Source organism: Streptococcus mitis, assembly GCF_000960025.1.
Lineage (GTDB): Bacteria > Bacillota > Bacilli > Lactobacillales > Streptococcaceae > Streptococcus > Streptococcus mitis_DH.
Map to the genome: position 1 here is coordinate 266412 of NZ_JYGQ01000001.1, position 25747 is coordinate 292158.

Sequence of the window (25747 nt, forward strand, 5' to 3'; positions counted from 1 at the left end):
TAAAGGAGATACCATGAAACTCAAAGATACCCTTAACCTTGGGAAAACAGCTTTCCCAATGCGTGCAGGCCTTCCTACCAAAGAGCCAGTTTGGCAAAAGGAATGGGAAGATGCAAAACTTTACCAACGTCGTCAAGAATTGAACCAAGGAAAACCTCATTTCACCTTGCATGATGGCCCTCCATACGCGAACGGAAATATTCACGTTGGACACGCGATGAATAAGATTTCAAAAGATATCATTGTTCGTTCAAAATCAATGTCAGGTTTTTACGCACCATTTATCCCAGGTTGGGATACTCATGGTCTGCCAATTGAGCAAGTTTTGGCAAAACAAGGTGTTAAACGTAAAGAAATGGACTTGGTTGAGTACTTGAAACTTTGCCGTGAATACGCTCTTTCTCAAGTAGATAAACAACGCGAAGACTTTAAACGTTTGGGTGTTTCTGGTGACTGGGAAAATCCATATGTGACTTTGACTCCTGACTATGAAGCAGCTCAAATCCGTGTATTTGGTGAGATGGCTAATAAAGGTTATATCTACCGTGGTGCCAAGCCAGTTTACTGGTCTTGGTCATCTGAGTCAGCCCTTGCCGAAGCGGAGATTGAATACCATGATTTGGTTTCAACTTCCCTTTACTATGCCAATAAGGTAAAAGATGGCAAAGGTGTTCTAGATACAGATACTTACATCGTTGTCTGGACAACTACTCCATTCACCATCACAGCTTCTCGTGGTTTGACTGTTGGTGCAGATATTGATTACGTTTTGGTTCAACCTGCTGGTGAAGATCGCAAGTTTGTGGTTGCTGCAGAATTGTTGACTAGCTTGTCTGAGAAATTTGGCTGGGTTGATGTTCAAGTATTGGCAACTTACCGTGGTCAAGAACTCAACCACATCGTAACAGAACACCCCTGGGATACAGCTGTAGATGAATTGGTGATTCTTGGTGACCATGTTACAACTGACTCTGGTACAGGTATTGTCCATACAGCCCCTGGTTTTGGTGAGGATGACTACAATGTCGGTATTGCTAATGGTCTTGAAGTCGCAGTGACTGTTGACGAGCGTGGTATCATGATGAAGAATGCTGGTCCTGAGTTTGAAGGTCAATTCTATGAAAAGGTAGTTCCAACTATTATTGAAAAACTTGGTAACCTCCTTCTTGCCCAAGAAGAAATCTCTCACTCATATCCATTTGACTGGCGTACTAAGAAACCAATCATCTGGCGTGCAGTACCACAATGGTTTGCCTCAGTTTCTAAATTCCGCCAAGAAATCTTGGACGAAATTGAAAAAGTGAAATTCCACTCAGAATGGGGTAAAGTTCGTCTTTACAATATGATTCGTGACCGTGGCGACTGGGTTATCTCTCGTCAACGTGCTTGGGGTGTTCCACTTCCAATCTTCTACGCTGAAGACGGTACAGTGATTATGACTGCTGAAACTATTGAACACGTGGCTCAACTCTTTGAGGAACATGGTTCAAGCATTTGGTGGGAACGTGATGCTAAGGACCTCTTGCCAGAAGGATTTACTCATCCAGGTTCACCAAATGGCGAGTTCAAAAAAGAAACTGATATCATGGACGTTTGGTTTGACTCAGGTTCATCATGGAATGGAGTTGTGGTAAACCGTCCTGAGTTAACTTACCCAGCAGACCTTTACCTAGAAGGTTCTGATCAATACCGTGGTTGGTTCAACTCATCACTCATCACATCTGTTGCCAACCATGGCGTAGCACCTTACAAACAAATTCTGTCACAAGGTTTTGCTCTTGACGGTAAAGGTGAGAAGATGTCTAAATCTCTTGGAAATACCATTGCTCCAAGTGATGTTGAAAAACAATTTGGTGCAGAAATCTTGCGTCTTTGGGTAACAAGTGTAGACTCAACCAACGACGTGCGTATCTCTATGGATATCTTGAGTCAAGTCTCTGAAACTTACCGTAAGATTCGTAACACTCTTCGTTTCTTGATTGCTAACACATCTGACTTTAACCCGTCTCAAGATGCAGTAGCTTACGATGAGCTTCGCTCAGTTGATAAGTACATGACTATTCGCTTTAACCAGCTTGTTAAGACCATTCGTGATGCTTATGCAAACTTTGAATTCTTGACAATCTACAAGGCCTTGGTGAACTTTATCAACGTTGATTTGTCAGCCTTCTACCTTGATTTTGCTAAAGACGTTGTTTATATCGAAGGTGCCAAATCATTGGAACGCCGTCAAATGCAGACTGTCTTCTATGACATTCTTGTCAAAATCACCAAACTCTTGACACCAATCCTTCCTCACACTGCGGAAGAAATCTGGTCATATCTTGAGTTTGAAGAAGAGGACTTCGTTCAATTGTCAGAATTGCCAGAAGCAGAAACTTTTGCTAATCAAGAAGAAATCTTGGATACATGGGCTGCCTTCATGGACTTCCGTGGACAAGCTCAAAAAGCCTTGGAAGAAGCGCGTAATGCAAAAGTTATCGGTAAATCGCTTGAAGCACACTTGACAGTTTATCCAAATGAAGTTGTGAAAACTCTACTCGAAGCAGTAAACAGCAATGTAGCTCAACTTTTGATTGTGTCTGAATTGACTATCGCAGAGGGGCCAGCTCCAGAAGCTGCCGTTAGCTTCGAAGATGTAGCCTTTACTGTTGAACGTGCTGCAGGTGAAGTATGTGACCGTTGCCGTCGTATCGACCCAACAACAGCAGAACGCAGCTACCACGCAGTCATCTGTGACCACTGTGCAAGCATCGTAGAAGAAAACTTTGCAGACGCAGTCGCAGAAGGATTTGAAGAGAAATAAGGTTTGTTGTATGATACAAATAAGGAAAAGGATTGTCAAACAGTCCTTTCCTTTTTGGTTTTGACTAGCTTTTTTGTGAAAAATTGTGTAAAATAGAATAGATAAACGAGGGGAACCTCGGAAAATTTAAAGGAGAATCCATCTAATGGTAAAATTGGTTTTTGCTCGCCACGGTGAGTCTGAATGGAACAAAGCTAACCTTTTCACTGGTTGGGCTGATGTTGATTTGTCTGAAAAAGGTACACAACAAGCGATTGACGCTGGTAAATTGATCAAAGAAGCTGGTATCGAATTTGACCAAGCTTACACTTCAGTATTGAAACGTGCGATTAAAACAACTAACTTGGCTCTTGAAGCTTCTGACCAATTGTGGGTTCCAGTTGAAAAATCATGGCGTTTGAACGAACGTCACTACGGTGGTTTGACTGGTAAAAACAAAGCTGAAGCTGCTGAACAATTTGGTGATGAGCAAGTTCACATCTGGCGTCGTTCATACGATGTATTGCCTCCAAACATGGATCGTGATGATGAGCACTCAGCTCACACAGACCGTCGTTACGCTTCACTTGACGACTCAGTTATTCCAGATGCTGAAAACTTGAAAGTGACTTTGGAACGTGCCCTTCCATTCTGGGAAGATAAAATCGCTCCAGCTCTTAAAGATGGTAAAAACGTATTCGTAGGAGCTCACGGTAACTCAATCCGTGCCCTTGTAAAACACATCAAAGGTTTGTCAGATGACGAAATCATGGACGTGGAAATCCCTAACTTCCCACCATTGGTATTCGAATTCGACGAAAAATTGAACGTAGTTTCTGAATACTACCTTGGAAAATAAAAAATTGTAAGTCTAGAATTGATTTCTAGGCTTTTTATGTTAGTATGGTAGTATGATAAGGAATAAAAAACAAGATTATGTACTGGTCTACAAGCAACCAGCATCAACAACATATAAGGGTTGGGAAGAAGAGGCCTTGCCGATAGGCAATGGTTCTTTAGGGGCAAAAGTATTTGGGCTTATTGGAGCTGAGCGGATTCAATTCAATGAAAAAAGTCTCTGGACTGGTGGGCCTCAACCAGATAGTTGCGATTATCAGGGTGGAAATCTTCAAAATCAGCATAACTTTTTAGCTGAGATTCGGCAGGCTTTGGAGAAGAGAGACTACAATACTGCTAAGGAACTGGCTGAACAGCACCTAGTCGGGCCAAAAACGAGTCAATATGGGACCTATCTGTCCTTTGGGGATATTCACATTGAGTTCAGCAAGCAAGGTACGACTTTGTCTCGGGTGACGGATTACCAGAGACAGCTGAATATCAGTAAGGCACTTGCGACGACTTCTTATGCCTATAAGGGAACGCGATTTGAACGTGAAGCCTTTGCCAGTTTTCCAGATGATCTCTTGGTTCAACGTTTTACTAAGGAAGGGATGGAAACTCTAGATTTTACTATAGAACTGTCGCTGACCCGCGATTTGGCTTCTGATGGAAAGTGTGAGCAGGAAAAATCTGATTACAAGGAATGCCAGCTAGATATCTCCCCTTCTCATATCTTGATGAAGGGACGGGTTAAGGACAATGACCTGCAGTTTGCTAGCTGTCTAGCTTGGGAAACGGATGGAGATATTAGAGTCTGGTCAGATAAAGTTCAGATATCAGGAGCTAGTTATGCCAATCTCTTTTTGGCGGCTAAGACGGATTTTGCTCAAAATCCTGTTAGCAATTATCGCAAGAAAATAGATATAGCGCAACAGGTAAAGGACTTGGTGGAAGCAGCTAAAGAAAAGGGATATACTCAATTGAAATCAAGGCATATTGAGGACTACCAAGCCTTATTCCAGCGTGTTCAATTGGATTTGGGAACTGATGTAGACACATCCACTACAGATGATTTGCTAAAAAATTATAAGCCACAAGAGGGGCAGGTTTTGGAGGAGTTGTTCTTCCAGTATGGACGGTATTTATTGATTAGTTCGTCCAGAGATTGTCCAGATGCTCTACCAGCTAACTTGCAAGGGGTCTGGAATGCGGTCGACAATCCTCCGTGGAATTCGGACTATCACCTGAATATCAACCTGCAGATGAATTATTGGCCAGCCTATGTTACTAATCTTCTAGAGACGGCCTTTCCGGTCATCAATTATATAGATGATTTGCGTGTCTATGGTCGTCTAGCGGCTGCAAGGTATGCAGGAATCGTCTCTCAGGAAGGGGAGGAGAATGGTTGGTTGGTTCATACTCAAGCGACTCCTTTTGGCTGGACGGCACCTGGTTGGGATTACTATTGGGGTTGGTCACCAGCTGCCAATGCATGGATGATGCAAACCGTTTATGAAGCCTATTCATTTTACAGAGACCAAGACTATCTCAGGGAGAAAATTTATCCCATGTTGAGGGAAACGGTTCGTTTTTGGCATGATTTTTTACATGAGGATAAGGAGGCGCAGCGTTGGGTGTCTTCTCCGTCTTATTCTCCAGAACATGGGCCGATTTCGATTGGCAATACCTATGACCAATCTCTGATTTGGCAATTATTTCATGATTTTATTCAGGCTGCTCAGGAATTGGGACTGGATGGGGATTTGTTGACTGAGGTCAAGGAGAAGTTTGACTTGCTTAATCCTCTTCAAATCACTCAATCTGGTCGAATCAGGGAGTGGTATGAAGAGGAAGAGCAGCATTTTCAAAATGAGAAAGTGGAGGCCCAGCATCGGCACGCTTCCCATCTAGTGGGACTCTATCCTGGCACTCTCTTTAGCTACAAGGGACAGGAGTATCTTGAAGCTGCGCGTGCCAGCCTCAATGATCGTGGAGATGGAGGCACAGGCTGGTCCAAGGCTAATAAGATCAATCTTTGGGCGCGTCTAGGAGATGGCAATCGAGCCCATAAATTATTAGCAGAGCAGTTAAAGACATCCACCTTGCCCAATCTTTGGTGCACCCATCCTCCTTTTCAGATAGATGGTAATTTTGGTGCTACGAGTGGCATGGCAGAAATGTTGCTCCAGTCTCATACAGCTTATCTGGTTCCTCTAGCTGCCCTACCCGATGCTTGGTCAACAGGTTCTGTTTCAGGCTTAATGGCACGTGGACATTTTGAAGTTAGCATGAGGTGGGAGAATAAAAAACTCTTACAGATGACCATTTTATCAAGAAGTGGAGGAGATTTGCGAGTCTCTTATCCAGATATTGAGAAGAGTGTGATTAAAATGAATCAAGAAAAAGCAAAAGTGAAATGCATGGAGAAAGATTGTATTTCGGTGGCGACAGCAGAAGGCGATCTGGTTCAATTTTATTTTTAAGAAGATGTTAGAAGGCAGTAGTTTGAGACTGCCTTTTATGAAGGATTTGAGAATGTAAGCAGTTTCCAACTAGTTGAAAAAGCGTTATAATGGTAATATGAAGTAATTTGTTTAAGAGAGGCTGGCACTGATGGCTTATATTGAGATGAAACACTGTTACAAGCGTTATCAGGTTGGGGACACGGAGATTGTGGCCAATCGCGATGTGAATTTTGAGATTGAAAAGGGTGAATTGGTTATCATTCTAGGTGCGTCTGGTGCGGGCAAGTCAACGGTTCTTAATCTTCTTGGGGGAATGGATACCAATGACGAAGGGGAAATCTGGATTGATGGTGCCAATATTGCAGATTATAGTTCCCACCAGAGGACCAATTATCGTAGAAATGATGTCGGTTTTGTTTTTCAGTTTTATAATCTAGTTTCCAATCTGACAGCTAAGGAAAATGTGGAGTTGGCTTCTGAAATCGTGACAGATGCCTTGAATCCTGAGCAGGTCTTGACAGATGTAGGTCTGGCTCATCGTCTCAATAACTTTCCAGCTCAGCTTTCTGGAGGGGAGCAACAGCGAGTCTCCATTGCACGCGCGGTAGCCAAAAATCCTAAAATTCTCCTTTGTGATGAACCGACTGGAGCCTTGGATTATCAGACGGGCAAGCAAGTCTTGAAGATTCTTCAAGACATGTCTCGTCAAAAGGGAGCGACTGTTATCATCGTGACTCATAATGGAGCTTTGGCTCCCATTGCTGATCGCATGATTCATATGCACGATGCCAGTGTCAAGGATGTGGTAATCAACCAGCATCCTCAAGATATCGATACATTGGAGTACTAGCATGATCAAGCGAAAAACCTATTGGAAGGACTTGATTCAGTCCTTCACAGGCTCCAAGGGGCGTTTTTTATCCATCTTGACCTTGATGATGTTGGGGTCTCTAGCCCTAGTAGGCCTCAAAGTAACTAGCCCCAATATGGAGGCGACCGCCAATGACTATTTAACGACTGCTCAAACCTTGGATTTGGCAGTTATGTCTAACTATGGTTTGGATCAAGCAGATCAAGAAGAACTAGAACAGATAGAGGGCGCAGAGGTTGAGTTTGGCTATCTGACAGATGTGACTATGGATAATGGGCAGGATGCCATTCGGATGTACTCCAAACCAGAGCGAATTTCAACCTTTCAGCTAAGAGAGGGGCGACTTCCTCAGTCAGACCAGGAAATTGCTTTGGCCAGTCATTTGCAAGGTCAATACAGTGTGGGACAGGAGATTAGCTTTAAAGAAAAAGAAGGAAGTCATTCCTCTTTAAAAGACCATACCTATACCATTACTGGTTTTGTGGATTCAGCTGAAATCCTTTCTCAGCGAGACATGGGCTACGCAGGAAGTGGAAGTGGGACTTTAACCGCTTATGGGGTGATTTTACCTAGTCAGTTTGATCAGAAAGTCTACAATATAGCTCGTTTGAAATATCAAGATTTGTCAGGCTTAAATGCTTTTTCAGCAGCTTATGAAGAAAAATTCAAACAGCATCAGGAAGACCTAGAACAAGCTCTATCAGATAATGGCAAGGCACATCTGCAACTCTTGAGAAAAGAAGGCCAAGAGTCTCTAGACAAAGGTCAAGAGACCCTTGACAAGGCTGAGACTAATTTGGAGGAAGGCAAGCATCGTTTAGCTACTGCTCAAGCTCGTATACAGGCTCAGGAGAGTCAACTAGCCTTGCTGCCTCAAGCCCAGAGAGAGCAGGCCGGTGCTCAACTTACCCAAGCCAAGCAGGAATTGGACAAGGAAGAAGATAAACTAAAGCAGGCCGAACAAAATCTAGCCCAAGAAAAGGAAAAATTAGACAAACATCAGCAAGTCTTGGATGATTTGGCTGAGCCAAGGTATCAAGTCTATAATCGGCAAACCATGCCTGGCGGTCAAGGCTACCTCATGTACAGTAATGCTTCAGCCAGTATTCGGGCAGTAGGCAATATCTTTCCTGTTGTGCTTTATGCCGTAGCAGCCATGGTGACCTTTACAACCATGACTCGTTTTGTGGATGAAGAGCGAACTCATGCAGGGATTTTTAAAGCCTTGGGCTATCGTAGCAAGGATATTATCGCTAAATTTCTTCTCTACGGACTGGTAGCTGGGACTGTCGGAACAGCTTTAGGTAGTATACTTGGCCATTATTTACTAGCCAGTGTGATTTCAAGTGTCATTACAAAAGGCATGGTGGTGGGAGAAACCCAGATTCAGTTCTATTGGACCTATAGCTTACTGGCTCTTGTCTTGAGTTGGTTGGCGAGTGTGTTACCAGCCTACTTGGTAGCTCGTAGGGAACTTCATGACGAAGCAGCCCAGCTTTTACTGCCTAAACCTCCTGTTAAAGGAGCTAAAATCTTACTAGAGCGCATCAGTTTTATCTGGCGCCGTCTCAGTTTTACTCATAAGGTAACTGCTCGCAATATCTTCCGTTATAAGCAGCGTATGTTGATGACGATCTTTGGTGTGGCAGGTTCAGTCGCTCTGCTCTTTGCAGGTTTGGGAATCCAATCCTCTGTAGCAGGAGTTCCGTCTAGACAGTTTCAACAAATCCAACAGTATCAGATGATTGTCTCTGAAAATCCTAGTGCGACCAATCAGGACAAGGCAGAGCTAGAAGAAGTGTTGAAAGGGCAGGACATCCAAGCCTACCAGAAAATCTATTCTAAAACGCTAGACAAGGATTTCAAAGGTAAGGCTGGTCTTCAGACAATTACCCTTATGATGACCGATAAGGAAGATTTGACACCCTTTATCCATTTGCAACATCATCAGCAAGAGCTGACATTAAAAGATGGCGTCGTTATTACAGCTAAACTTGCTCAGTTGGCAGATGTCAAGGTTGGGCAGATTCTAGAAATTGAAGGTAAGGAGCTAAAGGTCGCTGCCATTGCTGAAAATTACGTTGGGCACTTTATTTATATGAGTCAGGCTAGCTATGAGCAAATTTACGGACAGGTGCCCCAAGCCAACACTTATCTGGTCTCGCTAAGGAATACCAGTGCGTCTAGTATCGAAAGTCAGGCAGGTTTACTCATGAATCAATCTGCGGTATCCAGTGTCGTCCAGAACGCTTCAGCCATTCGACTCTTTGACTCCGTCGCTAGCTCCCTCAATCAGACCATGACCATCTTAGTTATCGTGTCGGTTCTATTGGCTATCGTTATCCTCTACAATCTGACCAACATCAACGTAGCTGAGAGAATCCGTGAACTCTCCACTATCAAGGTTCTCGGTTTTCATAATAATGAAGTCACCCTCTACATTTACCGTGAGACGATTGTGTTGTCCCTTGTGGGAATCGTCCTTGGTCTCGTAACTGGTTTCTATTTACACCAGTTTTTGATTCAAATGATTTCACCAGCGACTATTCTCTTTTATCCACAGGTAGGCTGGGAAGTCTATGTAATCCCAGTGGCAGCAGTAAGCATCATTTTGACCTTGCTTGGTTTCTTCGTTAATCATCATTTGAGAAAGGTTGATATGCTTGAAGCCTTGAAATCTGTAGAGTAATACTCTTCGAGAATCTTTTCAAATCAGGTTAGTTTCCATCTCCAACCTCAAAGCAGTGTCTTGAGTAACCTGTGGCTAGATTCCAGTATAAGGTAGTTGTTTTTATCAGATTGGACTTGTATTTACTCGTAAACAAAAATCCTCCGTTTCAAAGAGTAGAGAACTCTTTGTGACAGAGGATTTTTTCTATAGGGCTTTAGCGGCTGCAATTGCGGCTTCGAAGTTTGGTTCAGAATTGATATTGTCCACATATTCAACGTAGCGAATCGTATTGTCAGTATCGAGGACAAAGACTGCGCGTGCCAATAGGTGCCATTCATTAATTAAGAGAGCGTAATCACGTCCAAAGGAATGGTCGAAATAGTCTGAGAGCATGATGGCATTTTCAATACCTTCAGCACCGCACCAACGTTTTTGAGCAAAAGGGAGGTCCATGGAAACAGTCAAGACAACCGTATTATCCAGTCCAGCCAGTTCTTGGTTAAAACGACGCGTTTGAGTTGAGCAGATACCTGTATCGATAGAAGGCACGACACTCAAGACTTTTTTCTTGCCATCAAAATCAGCTAGAGATTTTTTAGAAAGGTCTGTTGTAGTGAGTGAAAAATCAAGTGCTTTGTCGCCGACTTGTAGTTGTTTACCTGTAAAGCTCACAGGATTTCCGAGGAAAGTTACCATAAGATACTCCAATCTTTTTTCTTCCATTTTAGCTGAAACGGTCAGAATTTTCCAATGATTTGACTGGAAATATGGGCAGAAAAAAACGTCAGCTCATGTGAGAATGACGTTTTTCAGAGTATTATTTTGCCAATCCTTCAGCAATCTTGTCAAGGTTGTATTTCATCATGTTGTAGTAGCTGTCGCCTTCTTTACCTTGTTCTGCGATAGAGTCAGTAAAGATTTGTGCGTAGATTGGGATATTTGTATCTTGTGAGACAGTCTTCATTGGACGGTCATCTACACTTGATTCTACAAAGAGTGATGGAACTTTTGTTTGGCGAAGTTTTTCAACCAAGGTCTTGATTTGTTCAGGTGTTCCTTCTTCTTCAGTATTGATTTCCCAGATGTAGGCACTTGGGACACCATAGGCTTTAGAGAAGTATTTGAATGCTCCTTCGCTGGTTACAATGAGTTTCTTTTCAGCAGGGATGTTATTAAATTTATCCTTACTTTCTTTATCAAGTTTGTCTAACTTATCAGTATATTCTTTGAGATTTTTTTCATAGAATTCCTTGTTGTTAGGATCTTTAGCGCTCAATTGTTTGGCGATATTTTTAGCAAAGATAATTCCATTTTCAAGGTTAAGCCAAGCGTGTGGGTCTTCTTTACCTTTTTCATTTTTTCCTTCAAGGTAGATAACATCAACGCCTTCGCTGACTGCAAAGTAGTCTTTGTTTTCAGTTTTCTTAGCATTTTCTACCAATTTGCTAAACCAAGCATTGCCACCTGTTTCAAGGTTGATACCGTTATAGAAAATGAGGTCAGCCTCAGAAGTTTTCTTAACATCTTCAGGGAGTGGTTCGTATTCGTGTGGGTCTTGTCCAATCGGAACGATACTGTGAAGATCAATCTTGTCACCAGCAATATTTTTAGTAATATCAGCGATGATTGAGTTTGTAGCAACAACTTTTAGTTTTTGACCAGAAGCTGCATCTTTTTTTCCGCTAGCACATGCTACAAGAGCAATAACGGAAAGAAAGAGAACGAGTAATGTACCTAATTTTTTCATTAGATCCTCCAATTTATTGGGGTTTTGCCCCTTATTTTAACAAATGTTTATTTTTCAGTTTCAAATATCGTTGTTTAGGAGAGATAAAGAAACTGATTAAGAAGAAGCTAGCAGCTGTAAGTACGATGCTAGAACCAGCTGCTAAGTTTAAACTATAGCCAATAAAGAGTCCCAAAACTGAAGCTGTAGCTCCAAAGGTTGAGGAAAGGAAAATCATACTTTTCAGGCTATTAGCATACAGATAAGCAGTTGCAGCTGGGGTAATCAGCATGGCTACAATCAGGATAGTTCCAACACTTTGCATGGCTGTCACAGACACGAGAGTCAGGAGTATCATGAGGAGGTAGTGATAGAAATTGACAGGCATTCCCATGGCTTTAGCCAGAAGTTCATCAAAGGAAGTGATCAAGAGTTGCTTGAAGAAAATCCAGATTAACAAGAGAATGACCGCCCCTACGCCCATAGTGATAAACATATCCGTATCTTGGACGGCTAGAATATTACCAAAAAGGATATGGAAAAGGTCAGTTGAACTTTTAGCGACACTAATCAAGATGATACCGAGGGCTAAGAAAGAAGAAAAGGTAATGCCGATGGCGGTATCGCTTTTGATAATCGAGTTCCCCTTGATGTAGGTAATGATGATAGCAGCTAGCAATCCAAAGACAATGGCTCCGATAAAGAAGTCAACTCCCAAGATAAAGGAGAGGGCTACACCTGGTAAGACAGCATGTGAAATAGCATCTCCCATGAGTGACATCCCACGTAGAATGATGAAACATCCCACAGCTCCAGCTACGACCCCGACGACAATAGCTGTTATCAAGGCATTTTGTAGGAAATGGAATTTTTGCAATCCATCGATAAATTCTGCAATCATAGGTCACCTCCATTGAAAAAGAGTCGATTACCGTAAGCTTCTTTGAGATTGGCTTCGGTAAAGGTTTCTTTGGTTGGACCAAAGGCAATCACTTCTCGATTGACAAGTAAGACTTGATCGAAGTAGTGGGAAACCTTGCTGAGGTCGTGGTGAACGATGAGAACCGTCTTACCAGCTTTTTTCAAATCTCTCAGCGTATTCATGATGATTTCCTCACTGACAGAGTCAATCCCAACAAAGGGTTCATCCAAGAGGATATAGTCGGCTTCCTGTACCAAACATCTGGCAATCAAGACCCGCTGGAATTGACCTCCAGACAGTTGACTGATTTGACGTTCAGCGTAGTCAGCTAGGCCGACGATTTCAAGGGCTTCCTCTACTTTTTTCCAATGTTTAGCATTTAAACTGCGAAAGAGAGGAATAGAAGGAAATAGTCCTAGCGAGACACATTCCTTGACCTTGATGGGAAAGTTGTAGTCGATATTGATTTTTTGTTCGACATAGGCGATTCGGTGTAAGGATTTTTTAACTTCCTTGTCATCGAGAAATGCCTGACCTTGATGTGGGATAATTCCCAGCATACCTTTTAATAGTGTTGATTTCCCAGCGCCGTTTGGGCCAATGATACCGGTAATTGTTGGTCCGTGGAGCACTAGTGAAATATCCTTAAGTGCCAACGTTTCTTTGTAGGAGACACTGAGGTTTTCGATACGTATCATAAGCTTGTATTCCTCCTGCCTCTTAATATACATTAAAAAAAAAATTAAGTCAAGTTAATTTTTGAAAAAATTAAAATAATAACTGAAAAATGATGGAAAAGGAAAGTTCATTTTTAATTGCATTCCCAGGTAATTTTTGTTAAGCTAAAAACAAGTATAAATGAAAGCGAGAACAAGATGACACGTTATCAAGATGATTTTTATGATGCTATTAATGGAGAATGGCAGAAGACAGCTGAAATCCCAGCAGATAAGTCTCAAACGGGAGGTTTTGTTGATTTAGACCAGGAAATTGAAGACCTGATGCTAGCGACAACAGACAAGTGGTTGGCAGGTGAAGAGGTTCCTGAGGATGCTATCTTGGCAAACTTTGTCAAATACCACCGCCTAGTTCGTGATTTTGATAAGAGAGAAGCTGACGGTATCACACCTGTCTTACCTCTTCTTAAAGAATTCCAAGAATTGGAGACTTTTGCTGATTTTACAGCTAGACTAGCAGAGTTTGAGCTTGCTGGAAAACCAAACTTCCTTCCTTTTGGGGTATCACCAGACTTTATGGATGCTAGAATCAATGTTCTGTGGGCTAGCGCTCCAAGCACGATCCTTCCAGATACGACCTACTATGCAGAAGACCATCCTCAGCGCGAGGAGCTCTTGACTCTTTGGAAAGAAACCAGCGCAAATCTTCTCAAGGCTTATGATTTCTCTGATGAAGAAATTGAAGACTTGCTAGAGAAAAGACTTGAATTGGACCGTCGAGTTGCGGCAGTGGTGCTTTCTAATGAAGAAAGTTCAGAGTATGCTAAACTCTACCATCCATATGCTTATGAAGATTTCAAGAAATTTGCGCCTGCCCTACCTTTGGATGACTTTTTCCAAGCTGTTCTTGGACAAGTGCCAGACAAGGTTATCGTAGACGAGGAACGTTTCTGGCAAGCAGCAGACCAATTCTATAGTGAAGAGGCCTGGCCTCTCCTCAAGGCAACCTTAATTTTAAGTGTTGTGAATCTCTCAACCAGCTATTTAACAGAAGAAATCCGTGTCCTATCAGGTGCCTATAGCCGTGCGCTTTCAGGAGTTCCAGAGGCTAAAGACAAGGTCAAGGCAGCCTATCAACTGGCACAAGGTCCTTTCAAACAAGCCTTGGGTCTCTGGTATGCCCATGAAAAATTCTCTCCAGAAGCTAAAGCAGACGTGGAGAAAAAAGTGGCAACCATGATTGATGTTTATAAGGAGCGCTTGGCAAAAAATGACTGGCTCACTCCAGAGACTCGTGACAAGGCCATCGTCAAACTCAATGTCATCAAGCCTTATATCGGTTACCCAGAAGAATTACCAGAACGCTACAAGGACAAGGTAGTGGATGAGACTGCTAGTCTTTTTGACAATGCTCTAGCCTTTGCGCGTGTGGAAATCAAGCATAGTTGGAGCAAGTGGAATCAGCCTGTAGACTACAAGGAATGGGGCATGCCTGCTCATATGGTCAATGCCTACTACAATCCACAGAAGAACTTGATTGTCTTCCCAGCAGCTATTTTACAGGCACCTTTCTATGACTTGCATCAGTCCTCTTCTGCTAACTACGGTGGTATTGGGGCAGTTATTGCCCATGAAATTTCCCACGCCTTTGACACCAACGGAGCTTCCTTTGATGAAAATGGTAGCCTCAAGGATTGGTGGACAGAGAGCGACTATGCCGCCTTCAAGGAGAAAACACAAAAAGTTATTGACCAATTTGATGGACAGGATTCTTATGGAGCAACCATCAACGGTAAACTGACTGTGTCAGAAAACGTGGCTGACTTGGGAGGAATCGCTGCAGCGCTTGAAGCAGCTAAGAGAGAACCAGACTTTTCAGCAGAAGAATTCTTCTACAACTTCGGTCGTATCTGGCGCATGAAAGGCCGTCCAGAATTTATGAAACTCTTGGCTAGCGTCGATGTGCACGCACCAGCCAAACTCCGTGTCAATGTACAAGTACCAAACTTTGATGATTTCTTTACAACCTATGATGTCAAAGAAGGCGACGGTATGTGGCGTTCACCAGAAGAGCGTGTGATTATTTGGTAATGCAAAGAAGCAAGTAATCAGAAAAAGGCATCCAATCAGGTTCGAAAACTTGATTGGATGCCTTTTATAATGGAAAGACTTGCTGGATAGTTTACTTAATTGTTATTATCTTGCTAGAAAAAAGGATTGAAGGTCTTTTCATGGGCGATGGTCGTAGCTGGACCATGCCCTGGATAGACATCATAGTTTGATAGGGTGAAGAGTTGGGTCTGGATACTATGAAGGAGTTGCTCCATGCTACCAGTTGGAAGGTCCGTTCGTCCAATAGTTTCTCGGAAAAGAGCATCCCCTGTCAAGACTAGGTGAGCATCAGGAAAGACGATAGAAACACCGCCGATAGAATGTCCTGGTGTTGGCAAGACAGTAAAACGAAATTCCTCCAGTTGGTATTCCTCATGAAAGCTAAAGGTGTGTTCTGCAGGTTTTGCGATCACATCTGCCATATCATCGTGGCGAGGAAGCCCAGAGAGATTATCGACAGGAGTATAGAGCCAGCTGGCTTCACTCTCTGCGATATAGACCGGAGGATTGCCAAAAGTCTCGCGAACTAGATCCAGACTCATGATATGGTCATAATGGGCGTGGGTCAAGAGAATAGCGCAGATCGGCTTGTTGATGTTCTCTATTGTCTGACGAATGGCTTCCCAATGGCTACCAGGATCGACCACGATGAGGTGCTTTTCACCTTCTAGGTAATAGGTGTTTTCATAGGCAACAGGATTCACGGTTTTATGGATTTTCATATTAGCTCCAATCTCAAAGAATGTACTAAATTAAGTATAGCACAGTTAGGATGAATAAGCTTAAAAAGGAAATAATACTCTTCGAAAATCTCTTCAAACCACGTCAGCTTTATCTGCAACCTCAAAGCGGTGCTTTGAGCAACCTGCGGCTAGTTTCCTAGTTTGCTCTTTGATTTTCATTGAGTATAAATTAAGTATAGCACAGTTGGGGAGAATAAGCTGGAAAAGGAAATAGGTCTAGAAAGAAGATGGTTTGGATAAAAAATAAGCCCCGAATGAGTTCGAGGCTTAAACTGTTTTAATTCCCTGCGTAATATTTTTGGATTCCCTTGACAATCCCTTCAACTAGTTTATCTTGGTAGTCACTGCTGCGGATTTTTTGGTTTTCTTCTGGATTATCCATATATCCCATCTCTAGCAAAACAGCTGGTTTAGCTGTTTCACGGAGGACAGCAAAGGTTGCTTGCAAGAGCCCAGCATCCCTAGCTCCAGTTTCAGCTAGCAGTGAAGAATGGATATCAGCTGCGAGACGATTACTTTCACTCATCCGTTCAGGATTGTTGTGCCAATCCTTGTTAATCTTGCTGGGGAAACCAGGTTCATCCTTGTAAGAATAGGTCTGGATACCAAGATTAACGGTTGTATCATTCCCTTTTGCATTGAAATGAAGGCTAATGAAAAAGTCAGCATTGGTCTTGTTGACCATACGAGAACGCTCGGTAATAAAATCAACGTCTATATCACTATCTCGAGAGGCGAGAACGGTGTAGCCGAAACCTTCTAATCTTTTACGTAGCTTACGATAAACTTGCAGGTTTAAATCTTTTTCAGCTATGCCATAGTAATAAGCCCCGCGGTCCTTACCACCGTGTCCGGGATCGAGAAAGATAGTTTTGGAGTAATGTCCTTTTTGAAAACCTTGTGCTAATTCACGGACCCATTTTCCATTTCCTTGGAAGAGCTGGTTTTTACCATCCACAGCATAGGTACCTGTAACATACACACCATCGTCCTTAAGATAGTACCAAGCTTGATAGTCTTGGTCGTAGATCCATTCTTTGTGAGCCATGTAGCCACCAGATTTGAGGTAGTAGGAACCAATCCATTGTTTTTGGGCATAGCGTCCGCCAGATTTTAGGTAAAACCAACTAGAGTAGCTTTGGTCGTAGACCCATTCCTTATCTGCCATAGCCCCGCTGGATTTGAGGTAGTAATCGCCTTTCCAAACATTGGCCAGCATTCTACCATAGCCATCAAAAGCATACCACTTGCCATTGATTTGGCTCCATTGATTGGCTAAATATTTACCTGAACCATTGATATAGTACCAATTATTTCCCATCTGGTACCAGCCGTTTTCAAGCAAGTAGCCATGACTATCAAAGAGATAACCATCGTAGAGAGTATCTGTAAATTTAACCCCAGTTTGACTATAAAACGTCCACTTGTTTCCTTCTTTTACCCAGCCAGTCTGTAGAGGTTGATTGGGTTTGGTTTCTGTACTAGTAGAAGGTTTGCTTTCTTGTTCACTTGAACTAGCTGTACTTGTCGAAGTTTCTGTACTAGCTTGAGAACTGTTTGCAGAAGTATTTGTAGAACTGCTAGTGGAAGTAGTTGTTGAGTTACTGGTTGAACTAGTCATAGGGGTAGTAGTGGAATGACTCGTATCGTCAGCTAAAACGACTTGGCTGGATAAGCCGAGAACAGCCAAGGCTAAAAGTGTCAATCTTTTGTGTGATTTCATGTGAGATGCCTTTCTAGAGAGATGAAATTTCAGTAATTATCGTAAAAAAACTGTTTATATTACCATTATACACTAAAAAGGTTAGAAAATTACCAAAATATCAAACATTTTCTTATTGAAAAAGAGGAATGTATTTTCGTTTCGCTAACTTTTATCTTAGCCTATATCAAAAAAGATAGATGAAAATTAGATAATTATATTATTTTTTAGTGTGAATCTTATTTTATTCTCCTTCCCAACAAATTGAATAAGCTTTAGAATCCTCTTTTTCTAGTTTTCATATTCTTAAAAAAGTGATAAAATGGTAGGAAGAATTGGAGAGTAGAAATGCCGAAAGAAGTGAATTTAACAGGCGATGAAGTTGTCGCTTTAACACAGAAATATTTATCGGAAGAGGATGTGGCTTTTGTCCATAAGGCCTTGGTTTACGCCGTTGAATGCCATAGTGGTCAATATCGTAAATCAGGTGAACCTTATATCATTCACCCTATCCAAGTGGCAGGTATTTTAGCTAAGCTCAAGCTGGATGCTGTAACGGTTGCTTGTGGTTTCTTGCATGATGTGGTGGAGGATACTGATGCGACCTTGGACGATTTGGAAAGGGAGTTTGGTCCTGATGTGCGCGTGATTGTCGATGGAGTTACCAAGCTCGGTAAAGTTAAGTACAAGTCTCACGAGGAGCAATTAGCGGAAAATCATCGCAAGATGCTTATGGCCATGTCTGAGGATATCCGTGTTATCTTGGTCAAACTGTCTGACCGCTTGCACAATATGCGGACGCTTAAACATCTTCGAAAAGACAAGCAGGAGCGCATTTCCAAAGAAACTATGGAAATCTATGCACCTCTTGCTCACCGTCTGGGGATTTCTAGCGTCAAATGGGAATTAGAAGATCTATCTTTCCGTTATCTCAACCCAACGGAGTTTTACAAGATTACCCATATGATGAAGGAAAAACGCAGAGAGCGTGAAGCCTTGGTGGATGAGGTGGTCACAAAATTAGAGGAATATACGACAGATCGTCATCTAAATGGGAAGATTTACGGTCGTCCCAAGCATATTTACTCGATTTTTCGCAAAATGCAGGATAAGAGAAAGCGTTTTGAGGAAATCTATGACCTGATTGCTATTCGCTGTATTTTAGATACCCAAAGTGATGTTTATGCCATGCTTGGTTATGTGCATGAACTTTGGAAACCAATGCCAGGTCGTTTCAAAGACTATATCGCTAACCGCAAGGCCAATGGCTACCAGTCTATCCATACGACTGTTTATGGGCCAAAAGGACCGATTGAATTCCAGATTCGAACCAAGGCCATGCATGAGGTGGCTGAGTACGGGGTTGCGGCTCACTGGGCTTATAAGAAAGGCATTAAGGGGCAGGTTAACAGCAAGGAATCAGCTATTGGGATGAACTGGATTAAGGAGATGATGGAGCTCCAAGACCAGGCTGATGATGCTAAGGAATTTGTGGATTCTGTTAAGGAAAACTATCTGGCTGAGGAGATTTACGTCTTTACCCCAGATGGAGCTGTCCGTTCCCTTCCAAAAGATTCAGGACCGATTGACTTTGCCTATGAAATTCATACCAAGGTCGGTGAAAAAGCAACTGGTGCCAAGGTCAATGGCCGTATGGTTCCACTGACAACCAAGCTCAAAACAGGGGATCAGGTTGAAATTGTCACCAACCCTAACTCCTTTGGACCGAGCCGTGATTGGCTCAATATGGTCAAGACCAGCAAGGCGCGTAACAAGATTCGTCAGTTCTTTAAAAACCAAGATAAGGAATTGTCTGTCAATAAGGGTCGTGAAATGCTGATGGCCCAGTTCCAAGAAAATGGCTATGTGGCCAATAAATTCATGGACAAGCGTCATATGGACCAAGTCCTTCAAAAGACCAGCTACAAGACAGAAGAATCCCTCTTTGCGGCCATTGGTTTTGGAGAAATCGGTGCTATTACTGTCTTTAATCGTCTAACTGAGAAGGAACGTCGTGAGGAAGAACGTGCCAAGGCCAAGGCTGAAGCAGAGGAACTTGTCAAAGGTGGCGAGATCAAGGTTGAAAATAAAGAAACCCTCAAGGTCAAGCATGAGGGTGGTGTGGTCATTGAAGGTGCATCAGGCCTCCTAGTGCGGATTGCTAAGTGTTGTAATCCAGTGCCTGGTGACGATATTGTTGGCTATATTACCAAGGGGCGTGGTGTGGCTATTCACCGTGTGGACTGTATGAACCTGCGTGCCCAAGAAAACTATGAGCAACGTCTCCTTGATGTGGAATGGGAAGATCAGTACTCTAGCTCAAATAAGGAGTATATGGCTCATATCGATATTTATGGACTCAACCGTACAGGACTGTTGAACGATGTACTACAAGTTCTTTCAAACACAACTAAGAATATCTCAACAGTCAACGCTCAACCAACCAAGGATATGAAATTTGCTAATATCCATGTGTCCTTCGGCATTGCCAACCTCTCGACGCTGACTACGGTTGTGGACAAGATCAAGAGCGTGCCAGAGGTTTATTCTGTCAAACGGACCAACGGCTAATTGTCCTAGTTCTTACTAGAAAGGCTATTATGAAAATCATTATCCAACGAGTTAAAAAAGCCCAAGTGAGTATCGAAGGTCAGGTTCATGGGAAAATCAATCAGGGGCTTTTATTGCTGGTTGGTGTTGGACCAGAGGACCAAGAGGAAGATTTGGACTACGCTGTGAGAAAGCTTGTCAATATGCGGATTTTTTCAGATGCAGAAGGCAAGATGAACCTGTCTGTCAAAGATATTGAGGGAGAAATCCTCTCTATTTCTCAGTTTACTCTCTTTGCGGATACTAAGAAGGGCAATCGTCCAGCCTTCACAGGAGCAGCCAAGCCTGATATGGCATCAGACTTCTATGATGCTTTCAATCAAAAATTAGCGCAAGAAGTGCCCGTTCAGACAGGTATCTTTGGAGCGGATATGCAGGTTGAGCTGGTCAATGATGGACCAGTCACTATTATCCTTGATACTAAAAATAGATAATAAAGACCAAGCCCAGTCAGCTTGGTTTTTCTCATCTATCACAAAATACTCCAAAATGAAATCTGTTCTTGATAGGCCTTGGAGAAATTTTGTTTTAGGATTTGGCAAGTGCGATAGGAAGGGATAAGATGTCCTAGGATGAGGAGAGTTCCCTGAAGGAAAAGTGGAATACCGCTTAAAAAGATCAAGGAGAAAATCATCAGACTATCCCATAGGAGGATTTGTAAGGCAAAGCGCCAGAATCTCGGTCTAATCTGGGAATAGAGTTGGCTAAAGTGGTCACAAAGTTGGTTAGAAAGATAGGTCAATAGCACAGGATGAAAGAAAATAATACTCTTCGAAAATCTCTTCAAACCACGTCAGCGTCGCCTTACCGTACTCAAGTACAGCTTGCAGCTAGCTTCCTAGTTTGCTCTTTGATTTTCATTGAGTATAAGCCAACCGCTATAAATCAACATCCAATCCCAAGTAAGCCCCTCTTTAAATGTCAAAAATGCCAGCATAATTCCATCGATGATAAGGAGTTGAATGGTTTTGATATAGATGATTTTTTTCATGATAAAGCCTCCTTTTCCCTAGAGACACTCCCACAAAGAGATATGTTTGTTGTAAAAGTCTGGATAGTTTTCTCTTAGGTAGTCCGCCGTACTATAATATAAAGTAGAATGACAAGCAGTGACGATTGGCATAAGAGAGAGAAAACGTTGAGAACTAGTGAAGGCTAAGAGGACAAATAATAGAAAGTCGCTGATGAGCACCCCTAAATAGTAGAAGCGAATCATTTTATTGATTTGAGGATAAATCTCAGCGAATTGATATTTTAGTCGGACGATTAAGCGAAATAGCAGGAGCCCTTGAGCAAGGAGGAAAATAAAACCAGAGAGCAAGAGCCAGTCGAAAGCTGTCTCGGGTCTAGTACTAAAAAATGCAAGTAGTAGCAAATCGATAACTGCAATTGCTGTAAAATGGATTCTAAAGAGTTTTTTCATGACAAGACCTCCTTCTTTTATCTATTTTCATTCTACTCCAAAAGAATGGGAGTTACAACTAAAATGATAAAAAATTTTAGTAAGGAGATTCTGTTAGATTTCTTTATTTGATTTCCTTCTTATTGTTCCACCTCTTCATCATTCCAGACAAATAAAGCTCCGATTGCATTGAGGATATAAAAGATATATTTTCCGATATTGGCAAAATTTCCTTGAATACCAGCTTTTGTCAGCTGAACGAAATTGTAAATCAACCAAAAGCCCCACTGAGTTGTTAGTTTCAATGCGTTAAAAGCATTGGCAATGAGTGAGAGTGCAAAGGCAATGGTTGTTACATAGGCAAGGAGATTCATCTTTCCTCCATAGCCGATAAAGTTTGTCACAAAGGCAAAGAGGAAGGCGATGATGGAAATGATGATGGCCGCCAATTTTACCTGTTTTTGGCTCATTTGGTTGGGTCTGCCTTCTTGCGAAGCTTCCCATTTCTTAATAGCAAAGGTATAAATGAGGAAGGTGACGGGATAGGTAATGATGGCCGCCTTATTTCCAAGGATATAATCAATGGCACCGGACAAAATGGTATTAACAATACCAAAGTAATTTCCCCATTTGCTTAATTTCCCCGTGAAACGAGTGGACAACATGGAAATCCCAACGTTGGTTACGGAAATCAATCCAAAGGGAACAAGAGCTGTCCATGGTCCCCAGTCTACGAATTTATCAAGACGGGAGTTGAGGTAACCAGATGCAATCGCAATCCCAACGACCAGAGCAACTCCAAAGAGGTCAAACCATTTGGATGTAGCAAAAATTTTTAGTGATTTCTTCATAGGTTAAACTATCTTTCTTGTTTTTTACAAACATTCTACAACTAAATGAGAGTAAAATCAAATGTTAGAAATAAAACCCTGAAAATAAAACTTTCAGGGTTGGTAGGCTACTTGAGAAATTAGTTGATTTTTTCGACATAGAGTTGTTTGGCAATGTCCATACTTACTTGTAAATCCTCGTTTTTACTGAGGATAGTGAAGGTGTTGCTGAAGCCATCAAACTGCTTGACTTGGAGCGAATCACCGATGTGAAGTGAGTGCTTATCCAAATAATTGAGAATGTCAAAACTATCGTGCACACGAGTCAGGCGGTAGGTGCCAGCTTCCTTGATGTCAGCTAGTGGCAGGTTATTGATTTCAACTAGGAGTTCTCCCTTGGCAGGAATAGTTCCTCCGTGGGGACAAGTTTTGGGAAATCCTAGTAGTTTATCCAGTCTTTCCACGAACAGGTCAGAGACAGTATGTTCCAAGACCTCAGCTTCTTCATGAATCTGGTCGCTCGTATAGTCTAAATGATGGACTAGAAAAACTTCAATCAAGCGGTGCTTACGATAGAGCTCAGAGACCAGTTTGAGTCCGAGATCAGTCAGTAGATAACCGCATTCCTTGTCCTTGAGGATGAGATTTTCACTCTTCATCCGTTTAATCATTTCAGTTACGGCAGGGGGAGAGACTTGCATGCGGGCAGCAATTTCCTTGTTGGTAATTTTATGCAGGTCTATGCCGATTTCATAAATACATTTTAGATAATCTTCTTTATTCGGGGTCATTCGTATCCTCTTGTCTAATATCTTTATCTAGTATATCAAAAAAAGCTAGATTTCTCTAGCTGTGACTTTTTATGTTATACTTATTGCAAGAGAAAAAACGAGGAGATGGATATGACGAAAATAGCTCTTCTTTCAGATATTCATGGAAATACCACCGCCTTGGAGGCTGTTTTGGCAGATGCTCGGCAGCTAGGAGTGGATGAATACTGGCTTTTGGGAGACATTCTCATGCCAGGGACAGGGCGTAGAAGGATTTTGGACTTGTTGGCTCAATTACCGATTACGGCTAGAGTTTTGGGAAACTGGGAAGACAGTCTTTGGCATGGTGTCCGCAAGGAATTGGATAGTACTCGTCCCAGTCAACGCTATCTCTTGCGCCAGTGCCAGTATGTTTTAGAGGAAATCTCCCTAGAAGAAATTGAACTGCTCCACAATCAACCGCTCCAGATTCATCGTCAGTTTGGGGATTTGACGGTGGGAATTAGCCACCATTTGCCTGATAAGAATTGGGGGCGTGAGTTGATTCATACTGGAGCACAAGAGGACTTTGACCGCTTGGTGACCAATCCGCCTTGTGATATTGCTGTTTATGGTCATATTCACCAGCAGTTGCTTCGTTATGGGACTGGTGGACAATTGATTGTCAATCCGGGTTCGATTGGGCAACCTTTCTTTCTAGATGCCCAGTTGCGGAAGGACTTACGGGCCCAGTATATGGTTTTGGAGTTTGATGACAAGGGCTTGGTAGATATGGACTTCCGACGGGTAGACTACGATGTGGTAGCTGAATTGCAGTTGGCTAAAGACCTCAAACTTCCCTATTTTGAGGTTTATTATGAAAGTCTAGTCAATGGTATCCACCATACTCATCATCAGGAATTTCTGAGAGAATTGGCCCAGAAAGAGGGCTATGATAGGGAATTAGATGCTTGGTTGAAAAGTGGTAACGATTGACATTACAACTAAAAAGGGTATAATAATAGAAAAAGAAGAGTAGAGGCAGGGTAGCCTCGTAAAAAGGAGAAGAGTATGCAAATTCCAAGTAGATTTACCATTGCGACTCATATGCTGATAATCATTGCCCTCAAGGGGAAGGAAAGCAAGGTGACCAGTGATTTTCTGGCTGCTAGTGTCGGGGTCAATCCTGTCATTATCAGAAAGACCTTGTCCCAGTTGAAGAAGGCTGAACTGATTTCAGTAGCGCGCGGAACAGGGGGAACAGAGATTGTTAAGGATCTCAAAGACATTAGTCTTTTAGATGTTTATCAAGCGGTCGAATGTCTTGGTAAGACAGGCCAACTCTTCAGTTTCCATGACAATCCAAATCCAAATTGTCCAGTTGGAGCTCATATTCATGATGTTTTGGATCAAAAATTGGAGAGAATCCAGCTGGCTATGGAGGCTGAACTTGGTCAGACCAGTTTAGAACAGGTCGTGGCCGATGCAGAGAGTCAAATGAAGGAGTGAGAGGGGTAGATACCCTCTTTTTTTCTTTGGATAATTATGATAGAATGAACTCATAAAAGGAGGAAGACATGTATCTCGTTATAGGAATTCTATTAGCCTTTGTAGTGTCATTTTGGAAGGATAATAGGAGTTTGTGGAATCCAGTATTATTCTTATTATCCCTCATTTCTAGTTATTTTTATTTAGGCTACCTTTTTTATCAAAATGGGTATGAGAAGATTCATTTCGCTTTTTTTATATTTCCCTTTATTTTACTTCCTTTTTTGCTTTTTCTAAGTGGCATCTTTCTAATCTATAATGGGGTCATTTTGTTGAAGCGAGAGGGACGTTCAAAGGCTAATTATCTCTCCATGCTCCTTGGAATAGTCATTTTGCTATTTTTTGCCTTGATTTCATTTCGATTGGGAGGTCAAAATGAATTATTTTACACCAATCACTTTCTAAACATTTTATTTGTATTCATTTTCTACTCTTATTTTATTTTTGGCTTTGCTTTTGCGGGTTTTATGCTCTACTCTATCTTGTATCTCTTTATTCCTAAGAAGAAGCATTATGATTTTATTATCATTCACGGTGCAGGTTTGTTAGACGGAGAAAGGGTAACTCCTTTGCTGAAGAGGAGGATTGATAAGGCAGTGGAAGCTTACCACAATTCTAAGAATCCTCATATCAAAATCATTGCTAGTGGTGGTCAAGGAGGAGATGAGAAGATTTCTGAAGCGCAGGCCATTATAAATTATCTGCTTGAAGAGACAGATGTTCCCCAAGATGCGATTATTCTGGAGGAACAATCAAGGACTACCTATGAGAACCTTCTCTTTTCTAAGGAACTTGGCGAGAAACTGATAGCAAAACCTCAATTCCTCTTTGTTACGAATGACTATCATGTTTTTCGTACCAGTACCTATGCGCGTAAGTTAAATATGAAGGGAGATGGCCTCGGATGTAGGACGGCAGGCTACTACATACCATCTGCTTTTATTCGGGAGTACGTAGCGCTCTGTGTCAAAATGAAATGGCTTTTCCTTGCCTTTTATGTCCTGCTATCAGTCCTCATTTTGATAGCCTATAAAGGGGTTATTTGGTAGTCAGATTCTATTTAAAAAGACTTAGAATGCACATGAAAGTATGTA

Annotated in this window: 21 protein-coding genes and 1 pseudogene; 11 read left to right on the forward strand and 11 right to left on the reverse strand. The window is 42.0% G+C overall.

The features are described 5' to 3' along the window. The first annotated feature begins 13 nt into the window (after nucleotides 1-13). The 5 genes from ileS to TZ91_RS01570 all read left to right on the forward strand — a co-directional run bounded on the left by ileS (nucleotide 14) and on the right by TZ91_RS01570 (nucleotide 9650). Nucleotides 14-2806, forward strand: a complete 2793-nt coding sequence (ileS, locus tag TZ91_RS01550) for an isoleucine--tRNA ligase (protein ID WP_033686844.1) — start codon at nucleotides 14-16, stop codon at nucleotides 2804-2806. 145 nt (nucleotides 2807-2951) lie between these two features. Beyond that, nucleotides 2952-3644 (forward strand): phosphoglycerate mutase, encoded by a 693-nt coding sequence (locus TZ91_RS01555; RefSeq protein WP_000240129.1) that lies wholly within the window; start codon nucleotides 2952-2954, stop codon nucleotides 3642-3644. Between the two features lie 52 nt (nucleotides 3645-3696). Continuing rightward, entirely contained in the window at nucleotides 3697-6108 is a 2412-nt protein-coding gene (locus TZ91_RS01560) for a glycoside hydrolase family 95 protein (protein WP_045596975.1), read from the forward strand. Nucleotides 6109-6238: 130 nt separating this feature from the next. Beyond that, nucleotides 6239-6940 (forward strand): ABC transporter ATP-binding protein, encoded by a 702-nt coding sequence (locus tag TZ91_RS01565; RefSeq protein WP_033686842.1) that lies wholly within the window; start codon nucleotides 6239-6241, stop codon nucleotides 6938-6940. Between the two features lies 1 nt (nucleotide 6941). Continuing rightward, nucleotides 6942-9650 (forward strand): ABC transporter permease, encoded by a 2709-nt coding sequence (locus TZ91_RS01570; RefSeq protein WP_045596977.1) that lies wholly within the window; start codon nucleotides 6942-6944, stop codon nucleotides 9648-9650. Between the two features lie 186 nt (nucleotides 9651-9836). Here TZ91_RS01570 and tpx read toward each other — a convergent pair whose 3' ends face one another. From tpx to TZ91_RS01590, 4 genes are all read right to left on the reverse strand, one after another. Next, the gene (gene tpx, locus TZ91_RS01575; protein WP_033686889.1) at nucleotides 9837-10328 is read right to left on the reverse strand and encodes a thiol peroxidase; all 492 of its coding nucleotides are present in this window, start codon (nucleotides 10326-10328) and stop codon (nucleotides 9837-9839) included. 121 nt (nucleotides 10329-10449) lie between these two features. Next, nucleotides 10450-11379 carry a metal ABC transporter substrate-binding lipoprotein/adhesin PsaA gene (gene psaA, locus TZ91_RS01580; protein WP_000733069.1) on the reverse strand — a complete coding sequence of 310 codons (930 nt, stop codon included), beginning with the start codon at nucleotides 11377-11379 and terminating at the stop codon, nucleotides 10450-10452. Between the two features lie 31 nt (nucleotides 11380-11410). Next, entirely contained in the window at nucleotides 11411-12259 is an 849-nt protein-coding gene (locus TZ91_RS01585; RefSeq protein WP_000559791.1) for a metal ABC transporter permease, read from the reverse strand. Further along, nucleotides 12256-12978 (reverse strand): metal ABC transporter ATP-binding protein, encoded by a 723-nt coding sequence (locus TZ91_RS01590; RefSeq protein WP_033686841.1) that lies wholly within the window; start codon nucleotides 12976-12978, stop codon nucleotides 12256-12258. The genes TZ91_RS01585 and TZ91_RS01590 overlap by 4 nt, the downstream gene beginning before the upstream one ends. 177 nt (nucleotides 12979-13155) lie before the next feature. Here TZ91_RS01590 and pepO point away from each other — a divergent pair, with 177 nt between their 5' ends. Continuing rightward, nucleotides 13156-15048: an endopeptidase PepO gene (pepO, locus tag TZ91_RS01595; RefSeq protein ID WP_033686840.1), complete on the forward strand. Its 1893-nt coding sequence runs from the start codon at nucleotides 13156-13158 to the stop codon at nucleotides 15046-15048. A 113-nt stretch (nucleotides 15049-15161) separates the two neighbouring features. Here the strand turns inward: pepO and TZ91_RS01600 are convergent, their stop codons facing one another. Together TZ91_RS01600 and TZ91_RS01610 are read right to left on the reverse strand one after the other, a co-directional pair. Next, entirely contained in the window at nucleotides 15162-15791 is a 630-nt protein-coding gene (locus TZ91_RS01600; protein WP_033686839.1) for an MBL fold metallo-hydrolase, read from the reverse strand. 298 nt (nucleotides 15792-16089) lie between these two features. Further along, a complete protein-coding gene (locus TZ91_RS01610; RefSeq protein ID WP_033686837.1) occupies nucleotides 16090-17535 on the reverse strand; it encodes an N-acetylmuramoyl-L-alanine amidase in 1446 nt (481 codons plus the stop codon). 327 nt (nucleotides 17536-17862) lie between these two features. Here TZ91_RS01610 and TZ91_RS01615 point away from each other — a divergent pair, with 327 nt between their 5' ends. After that, entirely contained in the window at nucleotides 17863-20085 is a 2223-nt protein-coding gene (locus tag TZ91_RS01615) for a RelA/SpoT family protein (protein WP_033686835.1), read from the forward strand. A gap of 29 nt (nucleotides 20086-20114) precedes the next feature. Continuing rightward, nucleotides 20115-20558 (forward strand): D-aminoacyl-tRNA deacylase, encoded by a 444-nt coding sequence (gene dtd / locus TZ91_RS01620; RefSeq protein ID WP_033686834.1) that lies wholly within the window; start codon nucleotides 20115-20117, stop codon nucleotides 20556-20558. A gap of 38 nt (nucleotides 20559-20596) precedes the next feature. Here dtd and TZ91_RS10775 read toward each other — a convergent pair. The 5 genes and pseudogenes from TZ91_RS10775 to TZ91_RS01635 form a co-directional block, all read right to left on the reverse strand. Continuing rightward, nucleotides 20597-20887: pseudogene (locus tag TZ91_RS10775) on the reverse strand (hypothetical protein); the annotation flags it as partial. A 75-nt stretch (nucleotides 20888-20962) separates the two neighbouring features. Continuing rightward, complete coding sequence (locus tag TZ91_RS10515) at nucleotides 20963-21115, reverse strand: hypothetical protein (protein WP_200872818.1); 153 nt, start codon at nucleotides 21113-21115, stop codon at nucleotides 20963-20965. A gap of 18 nt (nucleotides 21116-21133) precedes the next feature. Then, a complete protein-coding gene (locus TZ91_RS01625) occupies nucleotides 21134-21547 on the reverse strand; it encodes a hypothetical protein (RefSeq protein WP_033686833.1) in 414 nt (137 codons plus the stop codon). A 119-nt stretch (nucleotides 21548-21666) separates the two neighbouring features. After that, the gene (locus TZ91_RS01630; protein ID WP_185952547.1) at nucleotides 21667-22377 is read right to left on the reverse strand and encodes a nicotinamide mononucleotide transporter; all 711 of its coding nucleotides are present in this window, start codon (nucleotides 22375-22377) and stop codon (nucleotides 21667-21669) included. Between the two features lie 119 nt (nucleotides 22378-22496). Beyond that, nucleotides 22497-23147, reverse strand: coding sequence for a metal-dependent transcriptional regulator (locus TZ91_RS01635; protein WP_033686832.1), 651 nt, complete (start codon nucleotides 23145-23147; stop codon nucleotides 22497-22499). A 111-nt stretch (nucleotides 23148-23258) separates the two neighbouring features. Here TZ91_RS01635 and TZ91_RS01640 point away from each other — a divergent pair, with 111 nt between their 5' ends. From TZ91_RS01640 to TZ91_RS01650, 3 genes are all read left to right on the forward strand, one after another. Then, a complete protein-coding gene (locus tag TZ91_RS01640) occupies nucleotides 23259-24101 on the forward strand; it encodes a metallophosphoesterase family protein (RefSeq protein WP_033686831.1) in 843 nt (280 codons plus the stop codon). 75 nt (nucleotides 24102-24176) lie between these two features. Beyond that, on the forward strand, nucleotides 24177-24614 hold the full coding sequence (locus TZ91_RS01645; RefSeq protein ID WP_001166796.1) for an Rrf2 family transcriptional regulator: 438 nt from the start codon (nucleotides 24177-24179) through the stop codon (nucleotides 24612-24614). A 68-nt stretch (nucleotides 24615-24682) separates the two neighbouring features. After that, nucleotides 24683-25702, forward strand: a complete 1020-nt coding sequence (locus TZ91_RS01650; protein WP_033686830.1) for a YdcF family protein — start codon at nucleotides 24683-24685, stop codon at nucleotides 25700-25702. Nucleotides 25703-25747: the final 45 nt, after the last annotated feature.

Excerpts from the sequence above, each read along its gene's own strand:
- TZ91_RS01590 (WP_033686841.1), bottom strand. The coding sequence starts at position 12,978 with ATGATACGTATCGAAAACCTCAGTGTCTCCTACAAAGAAACGTTGGCA.
- TZ91_RS01565 (WP_033686842.1), top strand. The coding sequence starts at position 6,239 with ATGGCTTATATTGAGATGAAACACTGTTACAAGCGTTATCAGGTTGGG.
- TZ91_RS01650 (WP_033686830.1), top strand. The coding sequence starts at position 24,683 with ATGTATCTCGTTATAGGAATTCTATTAGCCTTTGTAGTGTCATTTTGG.
- TZ91_RS01640 (WP_033686831.1), top strand. The coding sequence starts at position 23,259 with ATGACGAAAATAGCTCTTCTTTCAGATATTCATGGAAATACCACCGCC.
- TZ91_RS01560 (WP_045596975.1), top strand. The coding sequence starts at position 3,697 with ATGATAAGGAATAAAAAACAAGATTATGTACTGGTCTACAAGCAACCA.
- TZ91_RS01615 (WP_033686835.1), top strand. The coding sequence starts at position 17,863 with ATGCCGAAAGAAGTGAATTTAACAGGCGATGAAGTTGTCGCTTTAACA.
- TZ91_RS01645 (WP_001166796.1), top strand. The coding sequence starts at position 24,177 with ATGCAAATTCCAAGTAGATTTACCATTGCGACTCATATGCTGATAATC.
- TZ91_RS01610 (WP_033686837.1), bottom strand. The coding sequence starts at position 17,535 with ATGAAATCACACAAAAGATTGACACTTTTAGCCTTGGCTGTTCTCGGC.
- TZ91_RS01555 (WP_000240129.1), top strand. The coding sequence starts at position 2,952 with ATGGTAAAATTGGTTTTTGCTCGCCACGGTGAGTCTGAATGGAACAAA.
- TZ91_RS01585 (WP_000559791.1), bottom strand. The coding sequence starts at position 12,259 with ATGATTGCAGAATTTATCGATGGATTGCAAAAATTCCATTTCCTACAA.
- psaA (WP_000733069.1), bottom strand. The coding sequence starts at position 11,379 with ATGAAAAAATTAGGTACATTACTCGTTCTCTTTCTTTCCGTTATTGCT.
- dtd (WP_033686834.1), top strand. The coding sequence starts at position 20,115 with ATGAAAATCATTATCCAACGAGTTAAAAAAGCCCAAGTGAGTATCGAA.
- TZ91_RS01635 (WP_033686832.1), bottom strand. The coding sequence starts at position 23,147 with ATGACCCCGAATAAAGAAGATTATCTAAAATGTATTTATGAAATCGGC.
- tpx (WP_033686889.1), bottom strand. The coding sequence starts at position 10,328 with ATGGTAACTTTCCTCGGAAATCCTGTGAGCTTTACAGGTAAACAACTA.
- TZ91_RS01630 (WP_185952547.1), bottom strand. The coding sequence starts at position 22,377 with ATGAAGAAATCACTAAAAATTTTTGCTACATCCAAATGGTTTGACCTC.
- TZ91_RS01625 (WP_033686833.1), bottom strand. The coding sequence starts at position 21,547 with ATGAAAAAACTCTTTAGAATCCATTTTACAGCAATTGCAGTTATCGAT.
- TZ91_RS10515 (WP_200872818.1), bottom strand. The coding sequence starts at position 21,115 with ATGAAAAAAATCATCTATATCAAAACCATTCAACTCCTTATCATCGAT.
- TZ91_RS01570 (WP_045596977.1), top strand. The coding sequence starts at position 6,942 with ATGATCAAGCGAAAAACCTATTGGAAGGACTTGATTCAGTCCTTCACA.
- pepO (WP_033686840.1), top strand. The coding sequence starts at position 13,156 with ATGACACGTTATCAAGATGATTTTTATGATGCTATTAATGGAGAATGG.
- TZ91_RS01600 (WP_033686839.1), bottom strand. The coding sequence starts at position 15,791 with ATGAAAATCCATAAAACCGTGAATCCTGTTGCCTATGAAAACACCTAT.
- ileS (WP_033686844.1), top strand. The coding sequence starts at position 14 with ATGAAACTCAAAGATACCCTTAACCTTGGGAAAACAGCTTTCCCAATG.